General features: G+C 69.1%; 17 protein-coding genes and 4 pseudogenes. 6 read left to right on the top strand and 15 right to left on the bottom strand.

Features of this window, described 5'->3' with window-relative positions; genetic code table 11:
• The first annotated feature begins 307 nt into the window (after nucleotides 1-307).
• Nucleotides 308-604, top strand: a complete 297-nt coding sequence (locus ACF08B_RS29935) for a hypothetical protein (RefSeq protein ID WP_392320270.1) — start codon at nucleotides 308-310, stop codon at nucleotides 602-604.
• Nucleotides 605-893: 289 nt separating this feature from the next.
• On the opposite strand, the gene ACF08B_RS29940 is transcribed toward ACF08B_RS29935, so the two are convergent.
• Complete coding sequence (locus ACF08B_RS29940; RefSeq protein WP_392320271.1) at nucleotides 894-1376, bottom strand: hypothetical protein; 483 nt, start codon at nucleotides 1374-1376, stop codon at nucleotides 894-896.
• Nucleotides 1377-1551: 175 nt separating this feature from the next.
• Between ACF08B_RS29940 and ACF08B_RS29945 the strand changes: the two are divergent.
• Nucleotides 1552-2290 (top strand): annotated as a pseudogene (locus tag ACF08B_RS29945) (SOS response-associated peptidase).
• Between the two features lie 736 nt (nucleotides 2291-3026).
• Here ACF08B_RS29945 and putP read toward each other — a convergent pair.
• The 3 genes and pseudogenes from putP to ACF08B_RS29960 form a co-directional block, all read right to left on the bottom strand.
• Nucleotides 3027-6611, bottom strand: coding sequence for a sodium/proline symporter PutP (gene putP / locus ACF08B_RS29950; RefSeq protein WP_392320272.1), 3585 nt, complete (start codon nucleotides 6609-6611; stop codon nucleotides 3027-3029).
• Between the two features lie 381 nt (nucleotides 6612-6992).
• Nucleotides 6993-7241: an alkyl sulfatase C-terminal domain-containing protein gene (locus ACF08B_RS29955; RefSeq protein WP_392320461.1), complete on the bottom strand. Its 249-nt coding sequence runs from the start codon at nucleotides 7239-7241 to the stop codon at nucleotides 6993-6995.
• Nucleotides 7242-7320: 79 nt separating this feature from the next.
• Nucleotides 7321-8165, bottom strand: a pseudogene (locus tag ACF08B_RS29960) (IS5 family transposase).
• A 420-nt stretch (nucleotides 8166-8585) separates the two neighbouring features.
• Between ACF08B_RS29960 and ACF08B_RS29965 the strand changes: the two are divergent.
• Nucleotides 8586-8774, top strand: a pseudogene (locus tag ACF08B_RS29965) (sigma-70 family RNA polymerase sigma factor); the annotation flags it as partial.
• Nucleotides 8775-9341: 567 nt separating this feature from the next.
• Here the strand turns inward: ACF08B_RS29965 and ACF08B_RS29970 are convergent.
• Both ACF08B_RS29970 and ACF08B_RS29975 read right to left on the bottom strand, forming a co-directional pair.
• Complete coding sequence (locus tag ACF08B_RS29970; RefSeq protein WP_392320273.1) at nucleotides 9342-9611, bottom strand: hypothetical protein; 270 nt, start codon at nucleotides 9609-9611, stop codon at nucleotides 9342-9344.
• A gap of 274 nt (nucleotides 9612-9885) precedes the next feature.
• Nucleotides 9886-10731: an RNA polymerase sigma factor SigF gene (locus ACF08B_RS29975; RefSeq protein WP_392320274.1), complete on the bottom strand. Its 846-nt coding sequence runs from the start codon at nucleotides 10729-10731 to the stop codon at nucleotides 9886-9888.
• Nucleotides 10732-11097: 366 nt separating this feature from the next.
• On the opposite strand from ACF08B_RS29975, the gene ACF08B_RS29980 reads away from it, so the two are divergent.
• Nucleotides 11098-11490: an ATP-binding protein gene (locus ACF08B_RS29980; protein WP_392320275.1), complete on the top strand. Its 393-nt coding sequence runs from the start codon at nucleotides 11098-11100 to the stop codon at nucleotides 11488-11490.
• A 120-nt stretch (nucleotides 11491-11610) separates the two neighbouring features.
• Here the strand turns inward: ACF08B_RS29980 and ACF08B_RS29985 are convergent, their stop codons facing one another.
• A complete protein-coding gene (locus ACF08B_RS29985; RefSeq protein ID WP_392320276.1) occupies nucleotides 11611-12084 on the bottom strand; it encodes a hypothetical protein in 474 nt (157 codons plus the stop codon).
• A 134-nt stretch (nucleotides 12085-12218) separates the two neighbouring features.
• Here ACF08B_RS29985 and ACF08B_RS29990 point away from each other — a divergent pair, with 134 nt between their 5' ends.
• Nucleotides 12219-12737, top strand: coding sequence for a GNAT family N-acetyltransferase (locus tag ACF08B_RS29990; protein ID WP_392320462.1), 519 nt, complete (start codon nucleotides 12219-12221; stop codon nucleotides 12735-12737).
• Between the two features lie 162 nt (nucleotides 12738-12899).
• On the opposite strand, the pseudogene ACF08B_RS29995 reads toward ACF08B_RS29990, so the two are convergent.
• The 6 genes and pseudogenes from ACF08B_RS29995 to ACF08B_RS30020 all read right to left on the bottom strand — a co-directional run.
• Nucleotides 12900-13004, bottom strand: a pseudogene (locus ACF08B_RS29995) (IS5/IS1182 family transposase); the annotation flags it as partial.
• Nucleotides 13005-13190: 186 nt separating this feature from the next.
• The gene (locus ACF08B_RS30000; protein ID WP_059247750.1) at nucleotides 13191-13361 is read right to left on the bottom strand and encodes a DUF5670 family protein; all 171 of its coding nucleotides are present in this window, start codon (nucleotides 13359-13361) and stop codon (nucleotides 13191-13193) included.
• 537 nt (nucleotides 13362-13898) lie between these two features.
• Complete coding sequence (locus ACF08B_RS30005; protein ID WP_392320277.1) at nucleotides 13899-14954, bottom strand: LAETG motif-containing sortase-dependent surface protein; 1056 nt, start codon at nucleotides 14952-14954, stop codon at nucleotides 13899-13901.
• A gap of 271 nt (nucleotides 14955-15225) precedes the next feature.
• Nucleotides 15226-15972, bottom strand: a complete 747-nt coding sequence (locus ACF08B_RS30010; protein ID WP_392320278.1) for an MBL fold metallo-hydrolase — start codon at nucleotides 15970-15972, stop codon at nucleotides 15226-15228.
• Between the two features lie 108 nt (nucleotides 15973-16080).
• Nucleotides 16081-17058, bottom strand: a complete 978-nt coding sequence (locus tag ACF08B_RS30015; protein ID WP_392320279.1) for a GlxA family transcriptional regulator — start codon at nucleotides 17056-17058, stop codon at nucleotides 16081-16083.
• Between the two features lie 578 nt (nucleotides 17059-17636).
• Nucleotides 17637-18341 carry a DUF4232 domain-containing protein gene (locus ACF08B_RS30020; RefSeq protein WP_392320280.1) on the bottom strand — a complete coding sequence of 235 codons (705 nt, stop codon included), beginning with the start codon at nucleotides 18339-18341 and terminating at the stop codon, nucleotides 17637-17639.
• A 738-nt stretch (nucleotides 18342-19079) separates the two neighbouring features.
• On the opposite strand from ACF08B_RS30020, the gene ACF08B_RS30025 reads away from it, so the two are divergent.
• Nucleotides 19080-19487, top strand: a complete 408-nt coding sequence (locus tag ACF08B_RS30025) for a TipAS antibiotic-recognition domain-containing protein (RefSeq protein ID WP_392320281.1) — start codon at nucleotides 19080-19082, stop codon at nucleotides 19485-19487.
• A gap of 277 nt (nucleotides 19488-19764) precedes the next feature.
• Here ACF08B_RS30025 and ACF08B_RS30030 read toward each other — a convergent pair whose 3' ends face one another.
• Nucleotides 19765-20007 (bottom strand): transposase, encoded by a 243-nt coding sequence (locus ACF08B_RS30030; RefSeq protein WP_392320282.1) that lies wholly within the window; start codon nucleotides 20005-20007, stop codon nucleotides 19765-19767.
• Between the two features lie 272 nt (nucleotides 20008-20279).
• Nucleotides 20280-21146: a hypothetical protein gene (locus tag ACF08B_RS30035; protein ID WP_392320283.1), complete on the bottom strand. Its 867-nt coding sequence runs from the start codon at nucleotides 21144-21146 to the stop codon at nucleotides 20280-20282.
• Nucleotides 21147-21173: the final 27 nt, after the last annotated feature.

A 21173-nucleotide genomic window follows, 5' to 3' on the forward strand; every position in this document is an offset into this window, starting at 1 on the left:
GCCTCCTTCTGATGTGCGGGCTCGCCCTCGGCGGCAGTTCAGCGGCCGGTGCAGCAGAGACCTGCACTCCCCGGGGGGCGCAGATCCAGACGGTTTGGCCCTGGAAGCGGCCCCCGAGCCGATCCGTCGGCGAGCAAGCCGCCGGCCGGCGCGACGGCAGGTCGACAAGCCGTGGACAACGCGGCGGCGTCGACGGCGGTGTCAAGCCCGAAAACCCGGCGCATGACCCGCCAGGGTGCCTCCGGCCTACTGGAACCGAGGCCGAGGACGCCAGATGGGCGCCCTTCACTACCAGCGGGAGACTTCCATGGCTCGCAAGATCCGCAACAACTCCGTCCGCCTGAGGTTCGCGACGATCGCGGCGGCGGCCGCGGCGGTCACGGGAGGCGTTGTCCTCCCGGCCACCACGGCGATGGCGGCCCCGGCGGCCGAGATGCCCACCGCCTCGCCGGTGGACCCGGTGGACCCCCCGCTCGGCCCCTTCCCGGCGGACCCGCCCCCGGTGGCTCCGCCATTGGTTACCTGGGAATATACCGAGCCCGACGAGCATTCGGACGAGCCGGTGGACCCCAGCACCATCCTCGAAAAGGGCCTCGGCGACTGAGAACGACGACGGCGGTCAGCCGAGGTCCGGTACCCGACCCTCGGCACCCCGCACCGGCAGCCGCAGCCCCCGCAGGACCTGTGCAGCTTCACCGCCCGGCTCTGCAGCCCGGCGGCCGGTGGTGCTCTACGCAGTGTTAGGCCCTCCGTGGGCCCAGCGGTTGCGGAAGCGGTACAGAGGAAGATCCGGCAAGAGCAAGATCCGGCAGGTCCACAGGCCGCGATCACCGAAGAGAGCGTGCCGGGGCCCCGCGGATACTTCGCTCCGCGGGGCACCGACCTGTCAGTGATCAGCCCTGGGTTCCGCCCTGGGTGTTGCCGGAGCCGCCACCCTGCGTACCGCCCTGCGTGTTCCCGGAGCCGCCACCCTGCGTACCGCCCTGCGTGTTCCCGGAGCCACCACCCTGCGTACCGCCCTGCGTGTTCCCGGAGCCACCACCCTGCGTACCGCCCTGCGTGTTCCCGGAGCCGCCACCCTGCGTACCGCCCTGCGTGTTCCCGGAGCCGCCACCCTGCGTACCGCCCTGCGTGTTCCCGCCCTTCGGCATGGCAGCGTTCTTCGATGCGCTGCTCTTCGACGTGCTGTTCTTGCTGTTGCTGTTGTTCTTGCCGTGGTGCTGCTGGTGCTGCTGGTGGTGGCTGCTGGCGTGCGAGGCGCTGTGGTGCATCGGCGCAGCCTCTGCGCTGGCGACACCGAGGGTTCCGGCGGCCACGGCGGCGATGCAGGAGATGCCGGCGAGGCGGGCGGCCAGGTGACGTCGGGCGTTCAGCATGGGAAAGATCCTTCGGAAGCTGTTCGGGGACTGGGCCGGTCGGCCCTTCGTGTCTCCAGTTCAGCCCCTCCGGCCGCCCCCGTACGTCCCCCGACCGGCCCACCCACCGGCTGACCCGCCCCTCCACCACCGGCCGATACCTCGTCGAGCAACCAGGCGGCGAGACAGTGGGCGCATGTGCGGCCGATACGTCTCCACCCGGCGCCCGCAGGATTTGGCGCAGCTGTTCCATGCCGCCGAGTGGCCGGCCACCGAGGCGCTCGCACCGAACTGGAACGTCGCCCCCACCGATGACGTGTGGGCGGTCCTGGAGCGCACCCCGCGCGGCGACGACGGGGCAGCGCCCGCAAGGGAGTTGCGACCGTTGCGCTGGGGCCTGGTGCCGTCCTGGGCGAAGGAGGCGAAGATCGGCGCGCGGATGATCAACGCCCGGGTGGAGACCGTGCACGAGAAGCCGGCCTTCCGCCGCGCATTCCTCAAGCGCCGCTGCCTGCTCCCCGCGGACGGCCACTTTGAGTGGGTGCCGGGCACGGACCCGGCCACCGGCAAGGCGCAAGCAGCCGTACTTCATCCACCCCGAGGACGAGCAGGTGATGGCGCTCGCCGGGCTGTACGAGTACTGGCGCGACCCGGCCATCGTTCACGACGACGACCCGGCCGCCTGGCTGATGACCTGCACCATCATCACCACCGAAGCCACCGACGCAGCCGGCCACGTCCACCCCCGCGTGCCCCTGGCGCTCACCGAGGACCACTACGACGCCTGGCTCGACCCCACCCACCACGACGCCGACGAGCTCCGTGCCCTCCTCGGCCAGCCCGCCGACGGGCACCTCGACGCCCGCCCCGTCTCCACGGCCGTCAACAACGTCCGCAACAACGGCCCCCACCTCCTCGACCCGGTCAGCCTGTAGCCGCGCCACCGTGCCCGAGGGCGGCGCCTGGCGCCACTGCAACGTTTCGCGCATCCAATCGCGCACATGCGCCGTACCCGACAGGGCGCGAGATGGGTCCTGCGGGCCGGTCCCTACCGCCAGTGCGAAGACCGCGGCCCTCATCCGGCTCGCCATCAGCGCAGCCGCTCTCGCGCTCAGACGACGGAGGAGCGCTGGGGATCGACCGGGTCGATCGCCCGCTCGACGCATCAGGTGGCCGATTCTGCGCTGCGGAGTTCCCCCGGGCGGGCATACAAGCGACGACACGGTTGCCGTCACTTTGCGCTGCCGCATATTCTCCTGATTCGCCGCTATTACGACATCTATTCATGCGCCCCCCGCCCGCCGGGCTCGCACCCCTGCGCGCGAATAGGAGGCCACTGGCGTGCCATACGTAGCCAGCAGCTCGGATGCCACCTGCCACAGCCGATGACGGGAGGCAGGCGAGTCAGAGCGAGCCCCGTGATCGGCTCCACAGTGCCATGTTCAGAAGGTCAGCCATGGACGCGGAACACGCCCGATGCATCCCTTGCTCATTTCTCTGCCTCGACTGCAGACACGGCTGGGACGGCACGTACGACATCGACATGATCGTGGACATACATGACAGGATCGCCCCCGTCTATCACCTTGACGGCAGGCAGTCGCCCCGCTGCCCCGCCTGCTGGAGCCATCAGATCCACGTTGCGCGTCGTTGGCCGATCCGCCCGCCTCGCTAGTTCGGCGATCCAGTTGCAATGAGCTGTTCCGTCCAAATGATCTTCCCGGTCTTCGTGTACCGAGTGCCCCACCGGCGGGCCATCTGGGCGACGATCAGCAGGCCCCGTCCCCCCTCGTCGGTGGTCCGTGCATGACGCAGCCGTGGCGCGGTGCTGCTGGCGTCGGAGACTTCGCAGATCAGGCCGCGGTCCCTGATCAAGCGCAGGCCGACCGGTCCAGCCGCGTGGCGGATCGCGTTGGTTACTAGCTCACTGACGATGAGTTCTGTGGTGAACCTCAGATCGGGGATGCCCCACTCGGTCAGCTTCTGCACCGCGAGGTCGCGGGCATGCGCGACGGCAGCCGGGTCGGTGGGAAGGTCCCATGAGGCGACGCGGTCCGGGGCCAGGATGCGGGTCCGGGCGAGGAGCAAGGCCGCGTCGTCAGCGGGTGGGCCCGCCAGAAGACTGTCGATCACTCGTTGACCGGTCTCCGCCAGGGTGGGCAGGGGTGCTGCCAGAGCATCGCCTAGCCGGGCAAGCCCGTCGTCGATGTCCCGGTCGACGGACTCGATGAGGCCATCGGTATAGAGAGCGATGAGGCTGCCGTCTTTAAGCTCGGTCTCGATGGCCTCGAAGGGAAGGTATCCGAGGCCGAGTGGGGGTCCGGCGGGCAGGTCCAGGACCCGGGCGGCGCCGTCGGGAGCGACGATCACCGGAGGAAGGTGACCGGCCCGAGCCATCGTGCACAACCTGCTGACCGGGTCGTAGACGGCATACAAGCAGGTGGCGCCCAGGAACGCGGTGCCCGTCGCCTCGCCCTCGGCCTCCATCGGAGCGTCAGTGTCGTGCGCTCCCATAAGGCCGATGACCAGGTCGTCCAAATGTGCCAGCAATTCGTCCGGGGACAGGTCGAGAATGGCGAGCGTGCGTACCGCGACGCGCAGGCGTCCCATGGTCGCCGCCGCGTTGATACCGTGCCCCGCCACGTCCCCGACTACCAGGGCGACGCGTGCACCGGAGAGCGGAATGACGTCGAACCAGTCGCCGCCCACACCGCTCGGGGCATCAGCGGGCAGGTACCACGAGGCCACCGCGAGAGCGGACCCTCCGGAAAGGTCTTGCGGCATCAGGTAACGCTGCATGGATCGGGCGGCAGTGCGCTCGCGGGTGAAGCGGCGTGCGTTGTCGATGCACACCGCCGCGCGCGAGACGAGTTCCTCGGCGAGGCGTACGTCATCGTCCTCGAAGGGGCCCAGCCGCCGTGATCGGGCGAACGTCGCGACCCCCAGAGTAACGCCGCGCGCCCGCACGGGGACCACCATCACCGAACGGAAGTCGTAGTCCAGGAACGAGGCGCCCAGCGTCTCGTCCACGGTCACCCACGGACTGTTCATGCGGTCAAAGACCCGCTCGACCAACGTCCTGCTCTCGAGCAGACACCGGGTGACGGGCGTCGCGGGCGCACGTCGGACTGTCTCCCCCACAGCCAGTGACGCCTCGGGGCAGCCCTCGCGGACCGACTGCTGGGCCGCTCTGCGAAGGACGGGCGCCATGCCGATCGGCCCGGGCGTCGGCTCCTCACCCCTGATGACCGAGTCCAGCAAGTCGACGGCCACGAAGTCGGCGACGGCCGGCACCGCATCGTCGGTCAGTTCCTGAGCGGTCCTTGTCACGTCCAGGGTGCTACCGATACGCGCGGCGGCATCATTGAGCAGGGCCAGGCGTTCCTGCGCCCGCCAGCGCTCAGTCACGTCGATGATCATGTACCAGATGCCGACATTCCGGCCGTGGCGGTCCTTCATCACGAAGAAGGAGGCAGAGATCGCGCGACTCCGATCATGCACCGTGTGGTCGGCTCCGCGATACTCGACGTCCATCACCGGCGCGCCGGTCCGGAGAACCTCGTGCATCTTCTCCTCGAAGGCGTCGGCCTCGGCTTGCGGCAGGATCTCTGCCATCCGTCGCCCCAGCCGTCGCCTCAAGGGGATCTGGCGGTCGAGTGGCTCGTTCACCCAGACGTAGCGTAGATCCGTGTCGAGGACCGCAATGCCGACCGGCGCGTGACTGAGGAATGGTGTAAGCATCAGCTGGCTCACCCCGCCGCCCGGCATCCGCCAGAAGGCCTGTTTCGGAGGCCGGCCGACGAACCTGCCAAAGATCAGTGCAGCGCCCGTGGCGACCAGGACGCCCGGAATCGTCTCGTAGATGCCTGACCAGAAGGGGCCGTGCAGCGGCTTGACCACACGCCACAGGAGCACCGTGACTGCGCCGGACACGATCCCTGCCATGGCCCCCGCCCAGGTCATGCGCGGCCAGTACAGCGACAGCAGGACAACCGGGCCGAAGGCCGCCCCGAAGCCCGCCCAGGCATAGCCCACGATGCCCAGCAGCCCGCCGCCCCTGAGCGCGATCAGGGAGGCCACCAGCGTTACGACGACAACGGCGGCGCGGCCTACCCACACCAGGGCCCGATCCGAGGCGCGCCGGTTGAGGAAGGCACGGTAGAAGTCCTCGGTGAGGGCGACGGATGACACAAGGAGCTGACTGTCCGCAGTCGAGATGATCGCGGCGAGCACCGCGATCAGCAACACACCGGCACCCCACGGACTGAACAGGGTCCGGCTCAGGGTGATATACACCGTCTGCGGGTCGCGGAGCGGTGTTCCGAACTGCACGACGCCCAGCAGGCCGACGAGCGTGGCGCCGGCCAGCACGACGACCACCCAGCCAGTCTCGAGACGGCGGGCAGCGGGCACGGCACCGGTGCTACGGATGCCCATGAAGCGAGCCAGGATGTGTGGCTGCCCGAAGTAGCCGAGACCCCACGAGAGCAACGAGATGATCGCGACGGCGCCGAGCGACCCGCCGCCGCCCGACCACCGGCCATCGGTGAAGTCGACCTTGGCACCCATGTCCAGCAGGCTGGGCGTCTTGCTGTCGAGGGAGTCACGAAGCGCTGAGAAGCCACCGAAAGTCATAATGCCTACGACCGGGAGCACCAACAGGGCGAAGAACATCAGCGTGGCCTGCATGACGTGCGTCAGGCTCACGGCCAGGAAGCCGCCCAGGCAGGAGTAGACGACGATCGCCAGGGCGGTCAAGGCGACCCCGAGTCTGAAACCGGCACCGAAGATGTGCCCGAACAGCAGCCCGCCGGCCACCAGCCCGCTGGCGACGTAGACGGTGAAGAACACGAGGGTGACCGCCGCTGAGACCATGCGAAGCATCCGTGTGCGGTCCTCGAACCGTTCCTCCAGGTAAGCCGCCAGGCTCACGGCATTCCCGGCGCGCTCGGTGTAGGTGCGCAGCCGCGGCGCGACGAACAGCCAGTTGAGGTACGTACCGAGCACCAGGCCGACAGCGATCCAGCCGGCGCCGACACCGGCGGCGTAAACCGCTCCGGGGAAGGCAAGGAACAGCCAGCCGGACATGTCACTGGCCCCTGCGGACAGAGCGGCGACGAACGCGGGCAGCCTGCGGCCGCCCAGAGCGAAGTCGGCCAGGGTGTGCGTACGGCGGTACGCCCAGATACCTGTCCCGATCATGAAGGCCAGGTACACGAGGAACGTGGCTACGATCGGCGCACTCAGATCGGACATACTGCCTCGCTTGCGAGGTTCGTGAGCACGGACGCCATCGCCGCGCACCCGACAGTCGCGGCCCTTCATGGGTAAATCTACAGATTCCGGTCACCTTCGGCTGCCACTGCCGCTCGTGCCCGCACCGGCACGACCACTTCGCCACTCTGAGGTCGAAGGAAACCGCCATCGCGTCAATCAGGCATGGAGGTCCACTTCCCTCAGCAGGGCGGCCCGATCAAGGACCGTGTCACGTCGCCGTGCGTGGCCATCTTTCCGCCGGAGGTGGTCGGGACCGGCCTCACGGGGTGGCGATCGGGACGTTCTACTTAACCCGGTCGAGCACGGCAGGCAGGCGCTGGCGCACCGACAGCGGCCTTCGACCCGGACGCCCGCCCGGCGTCAGGCCGGCACTCGCCCAGCGAGGGAGGTGCAGCAACCGTCGTCGCGAGCGTGACGTCCGCGCGGCCGCGCTGCAAAAGAGCACGCCGTTGGACAGGCGCAGCCGGGGCACGTGAGGTGGACGTCGAGGCTGAGCTGTTCGTCCCATGCCTGGGTTTCGTCGATCTGGATGGCGAGGGCGTCGAACGGCATCGTGGGTGTGAGCTGAGCGATGATGTCCGTCGCGGCCGCGACGGCGGGTGTCCCTATCCTCGCGCAGTTCGGTGGCTCCTGACAGGCAGAAGTTGCGCCAGTGCCGTTCCCCGCGCCCTAGGCCGTTTCTTTCGGATCACCTTGCTGACCAGATGAAGATGGCGGCGAGGTGGAGTCCGGCCAGGTAGATGGTGGCTGTCTTGTCGTATCGGGTGGCCAGGCCGCGCCATTGCTTGAGTTTGTTGATGCAGCGCTCGACCGTGTTGCGTTGCTTGTAGGCGTCGCGGTCGAAGGCGGGTGGCCTTCCGCCGCGGCTGCCGAGGCGTTTGCGGTGGGCGGCCTGGTCGGCGGGCTGCGGGATTACTGCCCGGATCCCGCGCCGGCGGAGATGACAACGGATCGCGCGGGACGAGTAGGCCTTGTCGGCCAGGACCGCGTCCGGTGTGATTCTGGGGCGGCCGGTCGGCCTGGGCACTTGTAATCGGGCCATGACTCTGGTGAAGGCGGGTGCGTCACCTGCCTGGCCGGGCGTGATGACAAAGGCTAGCGGGCGGCATTGGCCGTCGGCGGCGAGGTGGATCTTGGTGGTCAGTCCGCCGCGGGAGCGTCCGAGGGCATGGTCGGCCGGCTCGGCGGCCGGTGCCCCTTTTGACGGGCCCCGGCGGCGTGCTGATGGGCACGGACCACGGTGGAGTCGACCGCGACGACCCAGTCGAGGTCGCATTCGGCGTCGGCCTGAGCGAGTAATGCGGTGAAGACTTTCTCCCAGGTGCCGTCGGCGGCCCACTCCCGCAACCGGTTGTGGGCGCCCTTCCAAGACCCGAAGTGCTCGGGCAGGTCCATCCACGGTGTCCCGGTGCGGTTCTTGAACGCGATCGCGTCGATCACCCGCCGGTGATCCCGCCACCGCCCACCCCGCCTCGGAGTCCGATCCGGCAGCAACGGCTCGATGCGTGCCCACTGGGCGTCAGTCAACGACACACATCACCAAACGATCCGATGATCCGAAGGAAACGGCCTAGCCGAGCTGCTTGGCCCCGGTTGCCGCTCCCGCATGCCCCGCCTCAGGCGCGAGCCCTTGGCGGACAGCGCCGGGCCCAACCACGCGGGCATCATGCGGGAGCAGCATGCAGCTGGCCGGGCCGTGGCGGAGTTCCATCCGGGCCGTGGAAGACCCGCGCTACCTGGCGAAGAGAGTGCGGGTCTCGCCTCAATCCACGACGCTACGCCTTCCTCGCCCGCCTGCTAGCGGCAGAAAGGCCCACGCCTGCTTGTCGCTGAGTGTCTGTGCGCGAGGGTAGGGGCGGGAAGCCTCGCTGGAGCAACGCCTCACCGGCCTGTGGGTTACGCAATGGCGTCCCGCCGTCTTCGCGACAGCCGACAGCCGACAGCCCCACTGTCGCCGACCCCCTGGCCGCCCCGGACACCTCCTACGACGTCGTCGTCGACCGCGAGGCCGCCAAGAACGGCTTGCGCCGCCTAACCGACCGCGAACGCGCCATCCTCTACATGCGCTTCTTCGAGGACATGACGCAGTCCCGCATAGCCGAACACTTCGGTATCTCCCAGATGCACGTCTCCCGCATCATCCAGTAGGCGGGCGGCACCTGAGGTCACGAAGGTGATCCGGCCCTCGGGGTCGAGGGCGAGACTGCCCCCGGGCAGGCGTTTCCGGCCGGAACTCGACAGCCAATACGACACAAACGATCAGCGCCCCGGCGGCCATGACCGGGGACAGGACGATGAGCCCGCAACGCCACGCTGGAAGTCGGTCCGGGGCGCTGAGGGCGTGCCGCAGGGATGGCATGTGCGGGGCTGCTCTCGCGCCGTCCTGCCCTCGTGCGCGCCAGCCGGCGCACCTTGGTTTCGGACGCAACGACAGCGGGCCCGGGAGACTCGGGCGGGCCCGCTGCCGTTGGTCCGGGGTGGGACTCCGGGACGTTTCGGCGCACGGCACGTCCGTCTCGTCGCCGTGTCCCACGGTGACACTCGTTCCAATTCCAGGGTCCCTCGGTCGGCCGTGTCGTGCAGCGCGGGGCTGTTGCCTGCCGGTGACCGCCGCGGCGCCGCTGGAGGACGGTATTGCTCCGTCATGTGGGGTCGGGCGTGCCGGGCCCGGGGCGTCGAGGTGCGGGCCCCATGGCGTCCGGCATGCGGCTAGGCACGGCCGCCATCCACCCAGGGCTCGGCTTCCAGAGCCTGAGCGACGGCCATGACGATCTCCAGGCCGTGGTGACCCACCCGCCCGGCATCGGCCGCTCGCGCAGCCCGCAGCACCGGGTCGGAGTCCCGCACGACGACCTCGACCGCGTCACCGTCGATCCGCACATCCATCAGCGCCGGCCCCGGCGCGTACTTGCCGGCGTTGGTCACCTGCTCGCTGACGACCAGCCGGGTCACCTCCATGGCGCACGGGGAGACGGACACCTGAGCGGGAAAATCAGCGGCCGCGTGCCGTGCTTGAGCAATGCACGCGCCGCCCCGCCCGGCGCGACCGTCATCTACAGCGGCTGCTCGTGCGACGCCGCTACGCCCTCGCCCACGGCCTGGTTCCATCATGCTGCCCAGTACCTCGCCGTCCGGGCCGAGGATCGGCTAGCCCGCCCACGTGCCGATTCTTCGACCTGGGCCGCCTCCCGGCAGTCGTTCGTACGGGGCTGCTGCCGCCCTTCCCGACGCCACGCGCGCGCCCGCGGACATGTCAGCGAGTGGTCAGCATGCCCTCGCGCAGTCGCGTCAGGCAGCGGGACAGCAGCCGGGAGACGTGCATCTGGGAGACCCCGAGATGCTCACCGATCTGGGCCTGGGTGAGCTCGTCGACGAACCGCATGTGGATGATCCTCCGATCGCGTTCGTCGAGCGCGGCGATCATCGGGGCCAGGGCATGGAAGTCCTCGACGAGTTCCAGGGCGGGGTCGTCGGTGCCGATGAAGTCCGCGAGCGCCGACTCACCGTCCTCGCTGCTGTTCAACGCGGCGTCGAGGGAGGCGGAGTTGTAGCCGTTCGCCGCGAGGCGGGCTTCGCGCACCTCGTCCTCGGACAGGCTCATCAGCTCCGCCAGCTCCTTGTCCGTCGGCGTCCTGCCGAGCCGGCTGCGCAGCTCTTCACCGGCGCGGGCGAGTTGGACGCGGGCCTCCTGCAGCCGGCGCGGCACGTGCACGGCCCAGGTGGTGTCGCGGAAGAACCGCTTGATCTCGCCCACGATGTAGGGGATGGCGAACGAGGTGAACTCCACTTCCCGGGTCAGCTCGAACCGGTCGATCGCCTTGATCAGGCCGATCATGCCGACCTGGACGATGTCCTCCATCTCCTCCGCGCCCCGGCTGCGGAACCGGCCGGCCGCGTAGCGGACCAGGGACATGTTCATCTCGATCAGTGTGTTGCGGGCATCGCTGTACTCGGGCGTACCCTCCTCCAGCACAGCCAGCCGGTCGAAGAACAGCCGCGACAACCCACGAGCATCCTTCGGGGACACCCGGGAAGGATCGGCAACCTCCGGCAGACTCCCCATCCGCGTGTCGGTACCGGCAGCAGTCATTGTCGCCATGAAGCTTCCCTCCCCATCATCCCCCCGTGCGTCGCCAGCCAGATATGAGCTGACGTCACGCGGAGTACCCTCGCAACCTTGACCTATGCCGATCTACCAGCCGTGCCGTCCGAGCGACCGCCGCGAGGGGGCGACAGGAGCACCCTCATCGCCCACGGCCTTCCGTGTACCGGTGGAGAATGGCTGTATGGAGTCGCCGCAGACGCCACAACCGACGTGTGGCCCTCGTCGCGTGCTCGTGCCCGCCGGAAACGGAGGCGAGCTCGCCGTCCGGGCTCCTGGGAGCGATCGTCGCAGCAGTGCTTACCGGGTAAGCACCCTTCCGCTTCCGGCTGGACTCTGCTCTTTACTTGGTCCGCTGCGCGAGTGCCTCATCCGCAGCACTTTGCTGGTGTTCGGTGTTCGGGCAGCTGGCCCGCAGCCGCCGAGATCACCGTGTATGTGCGTGGAACCGCGGACGCTGTAATCCCTGGTGCCGCAGACGACGGCCACGGCATCGCCCGAGAAGACCGCGAGCGGATCTTCGAACAGTCCGTCCGCCTCGACGAGGCACGCAGTCGCGACGACGGCGGGACCGGCCTCGGTCTGGCCATCGCCCGCCACGTCGTCCACGCCTCTGGCGGCGACATCACCCTGCGCCCGGCCCCCGGCACCGGCCTGGACGCCGCCGTACGCCTGCGCCCGGTGAACGGCGGCCGATCAGGGGGCGCCGGAATCGGATCGTCCAAATCAGCACAGACGGCTGCACCAGTGCCGTGACTCGGCGGCCCGCTGGAGTCGGCCAGACGGCCGAGGGCGGTGAACCGGTCCTCGGTGCCGGGCGAGTGACCCCGCACGGCCTCGATCCCGGCCCGCCGGAAGGCCGCCACACGGTGCACGTCACGTGCGGGCGAGGCTCGCCCGGGCGGCGATCAAGAAGGCGTTCTTGTGTTCTTCCAGGTGCTCGTTGACTTCCAGGTCACCGATCTCTCGCCAGACCGCTTGGTTGAGAGCACGTCCGTAGGCGCGGGCAGGGGCCTCGAGGGCCGCGTCACAGAGGAGGGCGACACCACGATCCGCCGTCCAGAGCTTGGTCATGACGGCCTGTGTCCTAGTCATCCAGCCGTCCTCATCGGCACTCCACGGTTCCGGGCGGGTGTAGGCGGCCCGCTCGGCGTCTTGGGCACACGAAAGGAAATCCTTGATCGGCTGCACCTGCTCGGCCCTGCGCAACTCGGTGGTCGCCGACAACCGGCGCCGCTCCTCGGCTCGATCCGCCGACCGCTGGGCAGCACGCTCGGTGAACGCCGTCAGCACACCGCCGAGCACCACACCCCCGAGCGAGAAGGCCGACACCCACAGCTCCCCCGCCATGCCAACTCTCCTCACGTGAAGCATGCTTGTGGTTCGCACCATCGTCTCGTACCGGCCGATCGGAGCTGAGGGCGGTGGCCTCGGCGGCCCGGAGCGCGGGCTGGAGAAACAGTTTTGTCACTCGTGTGACCGGCGTGCATGCTGGCTCGCCGGAGGTGCCGAAGGTGATCAACGTTGTGTTGAAGCTGTCAGCCCGTGACTTGGTGCATGCGGACCTGGCGTCGTGCGGCTGGGCAGGTTCTGACCACCACCTTGCCAACGTCGCCGAGCAGTTGGAACGCGCCCTGATCGGTGAGGTCGACTACCTCGCGGTCTGCGCTGCAACCGACATCCCTCTGGCGAAGGGCGGCGTCGACTACCAAGTCAAGCAGGATGTCGGCACGTTGTGGCAGCTGGCAGTTCACCCCGCGCTGCAATCGTGCGGAATCGGCACCTTCCTTGTCGAAGCCGCAGAACTGCGGATCAGGAAGCGAGGTCTGCGGCATGCCGAGCTGGCCGTAGAGGAGAACAACCCCCGGGCACGTGCCCTGTACGAACGACTGGGATATGTCGCGTACGACCGTCAGCCGGACTCATGGGACGAGCAGACCCCCGGTGGAACGTTGCGCCGCTACGAAACCATGTGCACATTGATGCGGAAGGACCTCGCGTAGGCCGGCGGCGTGGCCAGCGCTGGTACCGGATGGCCGCCGGCGCCACCGGACAGGCCCAGGAGGCGCAGCGACGTGGTGCCTGCGGGACCAGGGCCCGATGAGGCCTCGAGCGATTGGCCCTCGGGCTCAGGTGGCGCCGGAGTTGTTCCCGGTGCAGCACTTGCTGGGGGCGGTGGTAGTGAGGCGGCGGGTCATGAGGGTGATCGCGGCCCAGGTGATCAGTGTCTCGGAGTGCTGGATGAGCCGTTCGTCGTCTCTCCGGATGCGGCCGCCACGGGTGAGGCGGCCGGTGCATCACCCACATACCCTACGACGCGCCCGAAGAGCCCGCCGCCCCCTCCCAACCGCCCGCGCAGAGAGTCCTGTTACGCGAGCGGGGGCCCGACCGTGTCCGGCCGAGCCCCAATCACTGCTCGCGCGTGGCGCGTTCCTGGCGCCGGGTGTGTCCGTCGCCTACCAGCGGTACCAGCGGCCCTTACGGCCGCCACTGTCCGCGGAACGGACGACGAAGCCCAGCAGCCACACGACCAGCACGATCACCGCGATCCACCACAACGCCTTCAACGCGAAACCCGCACCGAACAGGATCAGAGCCAGCAGAAGAACCAGAAGCAGGGGAACCATAGCTATCAACCTCCTGGTCACCAGGTGCCCTCACCTCTGGCTGACAAGCCCACAAGGTGGGAGTTACTTCCGCGGGGAACGGGGCATATGCGCGAGCGCCGCGCGCCATGCACACCAATCGCGGTGAGCAGCAGGAGTGCCGTGTCCGTGCGGGTGCGTGGCGCACCAAGGCCCAGTGGAAGGCGGCTCACCGGCCGGCGCCACACGCCGATTCTGGAACACATCGGTGCGGGGCCCCAGCCGATGCCGGTGTGGACGTGGACCGGGAGACGCCCGACGATCTCCACGGCTCACACCCGCGACGACCATCTATGCGGCCAGCGCGCCTGGTTGACGGCCTATCAGGCTCGACCGCTCGACCGCAGCGGGATCACGGGCCTGGGGCAACCAGCCGCCAGGACCCGCCATCCCACCACCGCAGAGGTGTTCACCCAACGGTGAGTAACAAGCCTCACTCAGACACAGCACGGCGCCGAGTCCGCGCGGCCTGTTGGCGGCGAACACGACCTACGCGTTCAGCCGGTGAGCCACTCCATGTCAGGCTACGGCGCCCTGGTCTGCGGACTTGCGTCGGCGCACGGCGAACACCGCGCCACCTCCGAGGACGACGGCGGCGCCTCCGGCCAGAGCGATCACGGGCAGTACCGAGTTGGAGCCGGTCTGGGCAAGGTGTCCCTGGGGCTCGATCTTGGTGTTGCCGGAAGGCTGGTGCTTGGGCAGCGGCTTCTTGCCGCCCTGCGGCTTGGCGTCACCGGGGTCGCCAGGCGTCGCGCCGGCCTTGAGGATGTCGAACTCGTAGAAGCTGTCGTCGCCGGAGAAGACGCAGTTGCCCTCGTCGTCGGCGTACATACCGATGCTGATCGCGTAGCCCAGGCCGGCCGGCGCTTTGGCGTCGACGGCCAGGCGCATGTCGATGGAGAAGGACTCGTGGGCCTTCACGTCGGTGTAGCCGAGGTAGCCGGCGCCCTCGTCGTTCTCGTCCAGGGAGATGCCGACCCAGGTGCCCGAGGACGGGTCCTTGTACTGCAGGGTGAGGTGGCTGGTGTCGATGAAGTAGTCCTTCTCGTTCATCTGGGCGGCGAACACGCCCAGGTCGACGCGCTGGTAGGCGCGACCACCGGTGTTGTTCACGTTCAGCTGGAATGCATGGAAGCCGCTGCCCGCGACGATCTTCGACGGCAGGCCGGAGAGACCGGTGTGCAGATCCTTGTCGACCTGGACCTTGTCCTCGCCCTCGTTGCACTCGAACGGGCCACTCGACGCGGACGCAGAGGGAGTGGCGGACACGGAAGCGGACTCGGATGCGGGTGCGCTGGAAGAGGACTGCGCGGCAGCAGGAAGGTTTTCGTCGGCCGTCGGCGGGGTGTCCTCGGAAGCGGGAGTCGTCTCCTCGCCGGCCGCAGTGGTGTCCTCCGCAGCCGGGGTGGTGTCCTCGGCGGCGGGCGTGGACTGCTCTTCCGTGGGAGCCGTCTCACTGACGGTCGGGGAAGCGGTGTCGTCGTCCGCGGCATAGGCGGCCGAGGCCGTCAAGAGGACAGCCGGAGCCAGAGCGGCTGTCGCGGCGGCGAGAGCCAGAGACCGGCGAAGCTTCATACGAACCTCATGAACGTGAGTGGCTGAAAGAGTACGCATGGACGACCAGCCATGGCCGAAGATGGTTGTCTGAAATGCACACCACAAGTGTGTGGTGTGCATCACATCGGCTGATGCCAGGGCGACGGAGCCCGGACATGGACCCTCACGCCCGAGGCTGACGACCGGCACGACCTCCGCCTCTCCCCTCTCCATATGGGCTCCCTAGGGGCGGCTTGCGCGGTTTTCGGCCGCCGGAAGTCCGTCCGAGTGCAGGGCCACAAGGGGGGCGTTACTCGCCGCGGGTAGGGAGGCGTTCTGCGGCGTCGAGTCGTGCGAGGCGGCCGCGTTCCTTCTCGGCCCACCGCCGGACCCGGCCGGGGTCGAGTGGGGTGCCGTGGCCGACGTGCAGGCTGATGGGGTTGAGGGCGAGCATCTCGTGGAGGCTGGCGAGGTTCTGCCGGGGGTCGTCGTGGAAGGGCGGGTTGGCGGGTCTGCCGGGGATGAGACCCATGAAGGAGCCTGCGATCAGGTCACCGGCGACGAGGTCTCCGTCGTCGGTGAGGACGGAGACCGATCCGGCGGTGTGGCCGGGGGTGGGCATGATGCGCGCCGCGAGCCCGACGTCCTCCAGATCCGTCTCGCCGCGGATGAGCACAGCGGGGTCGACGGGCTCGGCCCGAACGTGGAGCTTCCGGTTGCGTGCCATGAGGCGGCCCATCGGGCCGGTGGGCAGGTAGGGTTCGCGGGCCCTGCCGGAGCGGTACGGCCCGAGGTCGGCGACATGTCCGGCGACGGGTGCGCCGGTGAGCCGGTGCAGTTCGGCGGCGGAGCCGAAGTGGTCGATGTGGCCGTGGGTGATGACGATCAGCGCGACGTCGGCGGGATCGACGCCGTGAGCGGTGATCTGGTCCAGGATCCTCCGGCCACTGCCGGGAGTGCCGGCGTCGACGATGACGGGCCTGCGGCCGAGCAGCAGGTAGGCGTTGACGTTGTGGCGGCCCATGACCGGGATGGGGACGACCTTCGTGCGGGACATGGCTTTCCTCCGAAGTGGGCTGGTCGATGCCCTGCCGTACGGGCATGACGAAGCTCGGCCGGTGCGCTGACGAGGCCCCGGTCGGCAGGTGGGTGGTGTGGGGGTGGATCAGAAGCGGCGGCGGTACTCGGCCGGGGTGGTGCCCAGCCGGCGTCGGAAGACGCGGTGCAGCGTCTCCACGGAGCCGAGGCCGCTGGCGGCGGCGACCTCCGGCAGGCTCCGGTCGCTGTCCTCCAGCAGTCGGCGGGCGGCCTCCAACCTGACCGCTTCCACGTATGCGGCCGGTGTCGTCGAGGTCCGCTGCTGGAACAGCCGGGTGAAGTGGCGCACGCTCAGATGCGTGCGCGCCGCCAGCGCTTCGAGGGAGAGGTCGTCGGTGAGGTGTTCGGCGATCCACATTCGCAGTTCGTCGATCCGGTCGTCCTCTGAGCTCTGGACGGACAGTGGCACGCTGAACTGGCTCTGGCCGCCTGAGCGTTTGACGTACATCACCATCATCCGGGCGGTCGCGAGCGCCAGGTCCTGGCCGTGGTCCTCGGCGACCATGGCCAGCGCCATGTCCATTCCCGAGGTGACACCGGCGCATGTCCATACCTGCCCGGCCCGGATGAAGATCGGATCGGGGTCGACCCGCACACCGGGGTGCTCGGCGGCCAGTCTCGCCGCGGTGAGCCAGTGCGTCGTGGCGGGCCGGCCCTCCAGCAGCCCGGCGGCGGCCAGCAGGTGCGCTCCCGCGCAGATCGATCCGATCCGCCGGGCCCGGAAAGCCCCGTGGCGAAGCCAGTGCGTGACCGTGCGGTCGATCACCGGTTCCACACCGCCGTCGTCGGCCAACTCGATCGCCCCCGCCACCAGCAGGGTGTCCACCGGACCGGCCACGTCGTCGAGGGTCAGATCAGCCATCAACCGGACGCCGCTGGACGTGACCACCGGGCCGCCGTCGGCCGTCGCGATCTGCACGAGGTAGGTGGGCCGGTCGGCTCCAGTGACCCGGGAGGCGACGGAGAAAACCTCGGCCGGGCCGGTGACATCCAGTAGCTCGGTCCCGGGGAAGGCGACGATCACAACGCGGTGCGGTGGGGGCATGGCCTGATCATTCCGCCCGGCTGGACATGGCCGCAATGACCAGGATCTGTCACATCAGGCCATGGAGGAGAGGACGCCCCCCACCAGCGCCGCGTCTCCCCACCGGTGAGAGCCGGTCCGGCGACTCCTGAGGTGCCTGCCAGTGCGTGACCTTGTCGATCCGCAGGCCTGTGCCGTCGGGGGCACGGAGGGTGTCACCGGAGTTCAAGTCGCGGGCGTCGGTCCGTCGTCCCGTGATCTTCGTTGCGGTCTCGACCCACGGCGCGTCCGGCGCCGCTGCGGCGCTCCACGAACGGACGGCGAGTCCGATCGTCCGTACGCCACAGCGGCGCCGAAGATCGCCCAGAAACGTGACAGGTGCTGCTGCTCCGACAGCCCGTCGAGCTGAGTCGCGCCAGGCGGCGGCACCGGTGCGTCGACCGTCACCGCTGCTGGACCCTCGACCACGGGCCGGACTACACACGTCACAGCACTGCCCACCCATCGGTACAGGAACCATGCGGGCAGTGCTGTGTCCCCGTATCTGCGCAGTCAGTCGATGTGCTGGAGATGGTGTCGCACCATCCACCGACCAGCCGTCAGAAGTTGTACGGCTTCACGGTGTTCCAGTTCAGCACATCGGCCTCGTTCCAGCTGAACTGCGGCTTCTGACCCTTGGAGTTGACGGAGTAGAAGGGGCCGGTGCGGCCGTCCGCGCCACGCAGCGCGATGGCGAACGACTGCGCCGTGTGGTGGTTCGAGCCGTAGTCGAAGAGGTTCACCGCGCTGTACACCTTGCCTCCGGGCAGGAGCGTGATGTGCTTGTCGCCGCCCGGGTTGTCCTTCTTCGAGTGCGGCAGTGCGGGGCCGTCGACGTCGTCGCCGAGCTTCACGGCCGGGTACGAGGTGACCCAGCAGGGCTTGGTGCCCTCGTTCGACGCGGTGACCAGCAGGTGGTCGCCCGGCTGTCCGGCGAACCGGTGCACCGCGGTGACCAGCATCTCGTCTCCTCGGCACTGCTGGGCGCCGGCCGTCGTGCTCTTGCTCACGATCTGGTCCGTCGAGGTGGTCGACGAGCGCGCGCCCTCCTTGGTGGCGCCACGGCTGCCGGCCTGCTCCGCGCTGCCCTTGCCGTCTCCGTGAAGCGCGGACCGGCTCTGCGCGGTACCAGCGGCGTGGTCGCCGCCCGCAGCCTTCGAGTCGTCGCCGGCGCCGCCGCAGGCGGTCAGGCCCAGCGCGATCGCGGCGGTGGCGGCGGCCAGAGCGGCGGAACGGGCGGTACGACGGGCACGATGCGTGTTCATGATGAAGCTCCCCCATGGTCTGCCAGGACGCGGCACCTCCCCCTGCTCCCGCAAGGAGCCGACCGCGTCGACTGTTTCACTGCACCCCATGAGATGACGCTCGGGCGGGGGTTGTTCCCCCAGGTATGTCCGCATTCGGTAACAGGGCGGCTGCGCACAGTCATACCGAGGTGCACGCCGTGCCCGGTGGGCGGCCCAGGGCCGCCAGCTGCTGAGGAACGGGGAACGCGACCGGGCGCTCCTACCCGCCCGCAGAGAGGGTCGCCAGCGGTCCCGCCTTGTACGCGACCCCATGGCGCCATCGACGGTGAAGCCGACCGGCACGAGCCACTCGATGTCGCCCTCCGCTTTCGCCACGTACCGCCCGGCGCCCACGTGCGGACGCGGCCCACCCCGGGACGACACTCGTCATGGAGACCGGTCGTCCGGCCGTCATGAACCGGACCCGGTGCCGGCCGAGCTCGTCCTGCCGCGCGAGGTCGCCGCGAGAAGCCGGGCCGCGCGGTCGAGCGGCCGGACGCCCCGCTCCGACGGCTCGCCGTTCGACCTGCGCCTTTCCGCCGCCGGCTGACCGGGACGGAGCGCCGAAGGGGCCAAGAAATGGTTTGCCGACCCGGTGGCTGTGTGTCACCGTTCGTGCCTGGACCGGCAGTTGATCATCGGCGGCCGCGATGTCGACATGTCGGCGGCCTCTCGGGGATCCACCGGAGAGGTGACGAAACGAGGGGAACCGGTGCCGTGGGGAACAGTTACGAGGACGAGTGTCGCCGGTCGTTGGCCGAGGAGCAGGCGAAGAGCCTTGCCGGGACCAACAACTGGGAGCATGTGGACAGGGAGCGGGTCCACCAGGACTGGGACGTCCTGTACCGGGAGATCACGGCTTTCCTGGACGGCGGCTCCCTGCCAGGGGACCAGCAGATCCAGGAGCTCGTCCGCAGGCACTTCGACATCGTCAGCCGGTTCTACACCCCCTCCAGGGAGGCGTACGTCGGCATGTCGCTCTTCTACGCCGAGGACGAGGCCATGAGGGCGTTCCACGATTCCTACCACCCCGGGATGGTGGAGTTCCTGGGCGCCGCGATCAAGGTGTTCGCCGAGCAGGGGAGCGGGTTCGCCCCCAGCGCAGGGGCCGAGGCTACGGCGTAGTCGGGCGACACGGGCCAGGACATGCATGGGCGGAGTTCAGGCCCAGGGGCTGTCGCAGCCTCGTAGCGGACGGCGAGCCGGTCGTATCGCGTGGCGACAGCGCGATGTCTCTTGAGGCGGTTGATCCCGCACTCGACCGCGTGGCGCTCGCGGTGGTCGGCCGGGGCGAATCGCGATGGCCGGCCGCCGCGGGAGCCGAGCTTCCGGCGGTTGCGCCCTGGTCGGCCTTGTCTGGGATGGTGCAGCGGATCCCGCGTCGGCGCAGGTAGGCGCGGTTCTAGCGGGAGGCGTACACCTTGTCGGCCCGCACCCGGTGGGGGCGGAGGCGTGACCGGCCCGGCCCGACGCGAGGCACGCGGATCTTCCCCAGCACGGGCGCGAACAGAGGCGAGTCGCCGCGCTGACCGGCCGTGACCACGATCGCCACGGGCTTCTGACCGCGCTCGACAGCCAGGTGCAGCTTGGTGGTGAACCCGCCGCGCGAACGTCCCAGCCCGTGATCGCCGGGCTCGGTCAACACGCCATCCGATGGTTCTTCTGCCGGTCACCCTGCTTGCGGGCCCCGGCCGCATGCTGATGAGCTCGGCACACCGTGGAGTCGACGCTGAGGTCCCATGTGAGCGCACCTTCCGCGTCGGCCGTGGACTGGAGACCGGTGAGGATCCGGTGCCAGGTGCCATTCCGCTGCCATCGGCGGAATAGGTGCAAAGGACGCGCCCGCCGGACGCGTGTCACGGCGGGCGAGTCAAGGGGCGGGATACGAATCAGTGCAGTCAGCCGATGGCGCTGGAGTCAGGACTTGGAGAGTCTGACCTCCGACTCCTGCTGTCCGGTGTCGGCGGTCACCGGATAGTCCCTGTCGTTCGCCCGGGCCCTGCTGCGCATGGTCGCGGGGCCGGGCTGGAAGGAGGCGCCAGGATCCTGGCTGGTGAGGCTGACAGACCAGGGGATGGGCGAGCCCGGGGTACAGGCCACGGTTGTCTCGTATGTTGCGCTCGGCGTGCCCTTCTTCTGGATCTGGAAGACCTGGCCGACGACTGAGACGGACGCGGGCTTGTTGCAGTTCACGGTGCCACCGACGGTGATTCGGCCCTCGGGCACGGCCACCGTGCCTTCGGTGGCGACGTTCATCCCCATGGCGAGTTCGGCCGGAGGCTCGGGCATGACCGCGTGAACCGCACCGCGCAGAGGCACCGTTGATCCGTTGCAGTACTGCTCGAAGGTGGCGTCCAGCTCATGGACGTAGCCGTAGGGGCCAAACGCGATGTGCTCGATGGTGAACGAGCCGGAGCTGGTACTGCACCATTTCTCGGTTCCGTCGTCGGTCCCGCTGAACGTGAGCTCCGGATCGGCCGGTTGGGCGTCGGGCCATTGCTTCGTCCCGGTGTAGGTGGTGCCCTCCGTCAGCTTCTCGCCGTCGGGGGCGGCGATGTTGAGACGCCAGAGCGTGCCTTGTTCCGCGTCCACGGCGACGGTGAGGCTGTTCTCGTCCGTGCTGCCCTGGACGTCGAACATCTGGACTGCTCCGGACGTGTACTCGTACGACCGGCCTCCCGAAATGGGCTCGCCCGGCTCGCCGTTGAAGCTCAGCGTTCCCGACGTCGCGCCGTAGGCGTGCGCGGTGTCCGCCAGTGGCGCGGCCATGAGCGCAAGCGTCATGGCCGCGACAGCACTCCCTGTCCGGAC

It is taken from the genome of Streptomyces sp. NPDC015139, from assembly GCF_043079785.1.
GTDB classification, from domain to species: Bacteria; Actinomycetota; Actinomycetes; order Streptomycetales; family Streptomycetaceae; genus Streptomyces; species Streptomyces albidocamelliae.

Coding starts and splice junctions, on each gene's coding strand:
- ACF08B_RS29935 (WP_392320270.1), top strand. CDS start 308: ATGGCTCGCAAGATCCGCAACAACTCCGTCCGCCTGAGGTTCGCGACG.
- ACF08B_RS29940 (WP_392320271.1), bottom strand. CDS start 1,376: ATGCTGAACGCCCGACGTCACCTGGCCGCCCGCCTCGCCGGCATCTCC.
- putP (WP_392320272.1), bottom strand. CDS start 6,611: ATGTCCGATCTGAGTGCGCCGATCGTAGCCACGTTCCTCGTGTACCTG.
- ACF08B_RS29975 (WP_392320274.1), bottom strand. CDS start 10,731: ATGGCGACAATGACTGCTGCCGGTACCGACACGCGGATGGGGAGTCTG.
- ACF08B_RS29985 (WP_392320276.1), bottom strand. CDS start 12,084: ATGGCGGGGGAGCTGTGGGTGTCGGCCTTCTCGCTCGGGGGTGTGGTG.
- ACF08B_RS30000 (WP_059247750.1), bottom strand. CDS start 13,361: ATGGTTCCCCTGCTTCTGGTTCTTCTGCTGGCTCTGATCCTGTTCGGT.
- ACF08B_RS30005 (WP_392320277.1), bottom strand. CDS start 14,954: ATGAAGCTTCGCCGGTCTCTGGCTCTCGCCGCCGCGACAGCCGCTCTG.
- ACF08B_RS30010 (WP_392320278.1), bottom strand. CDS start 15,972: ATGTCCCGCACGAAGGTCGTCCCCATCCCGGTCATGGGCCGCCACAAC.
- ACF08B_RS30015 (WP_392320279.1), bottom strand. CDS start 17,058: ATGCCCCCACCGCACCGCGTTGTGATCGTCGCCTTCCCCGGGACCGAG.
- ACF08B_RS30020 (WP_392320280.1), bottom strand. CDS start 18,341: ATGAACACGCATCGTGCCCGTCGTACCGCCCGTTCCGCCGCTCTGGCC.
- ACF08B_RS30035 (WP_392320283.1), bottom strand. CDS start 21,146: ATGACGCTTGCGCTCATGGCCGCGCCACTGGCGGACACCGCGCACGCC.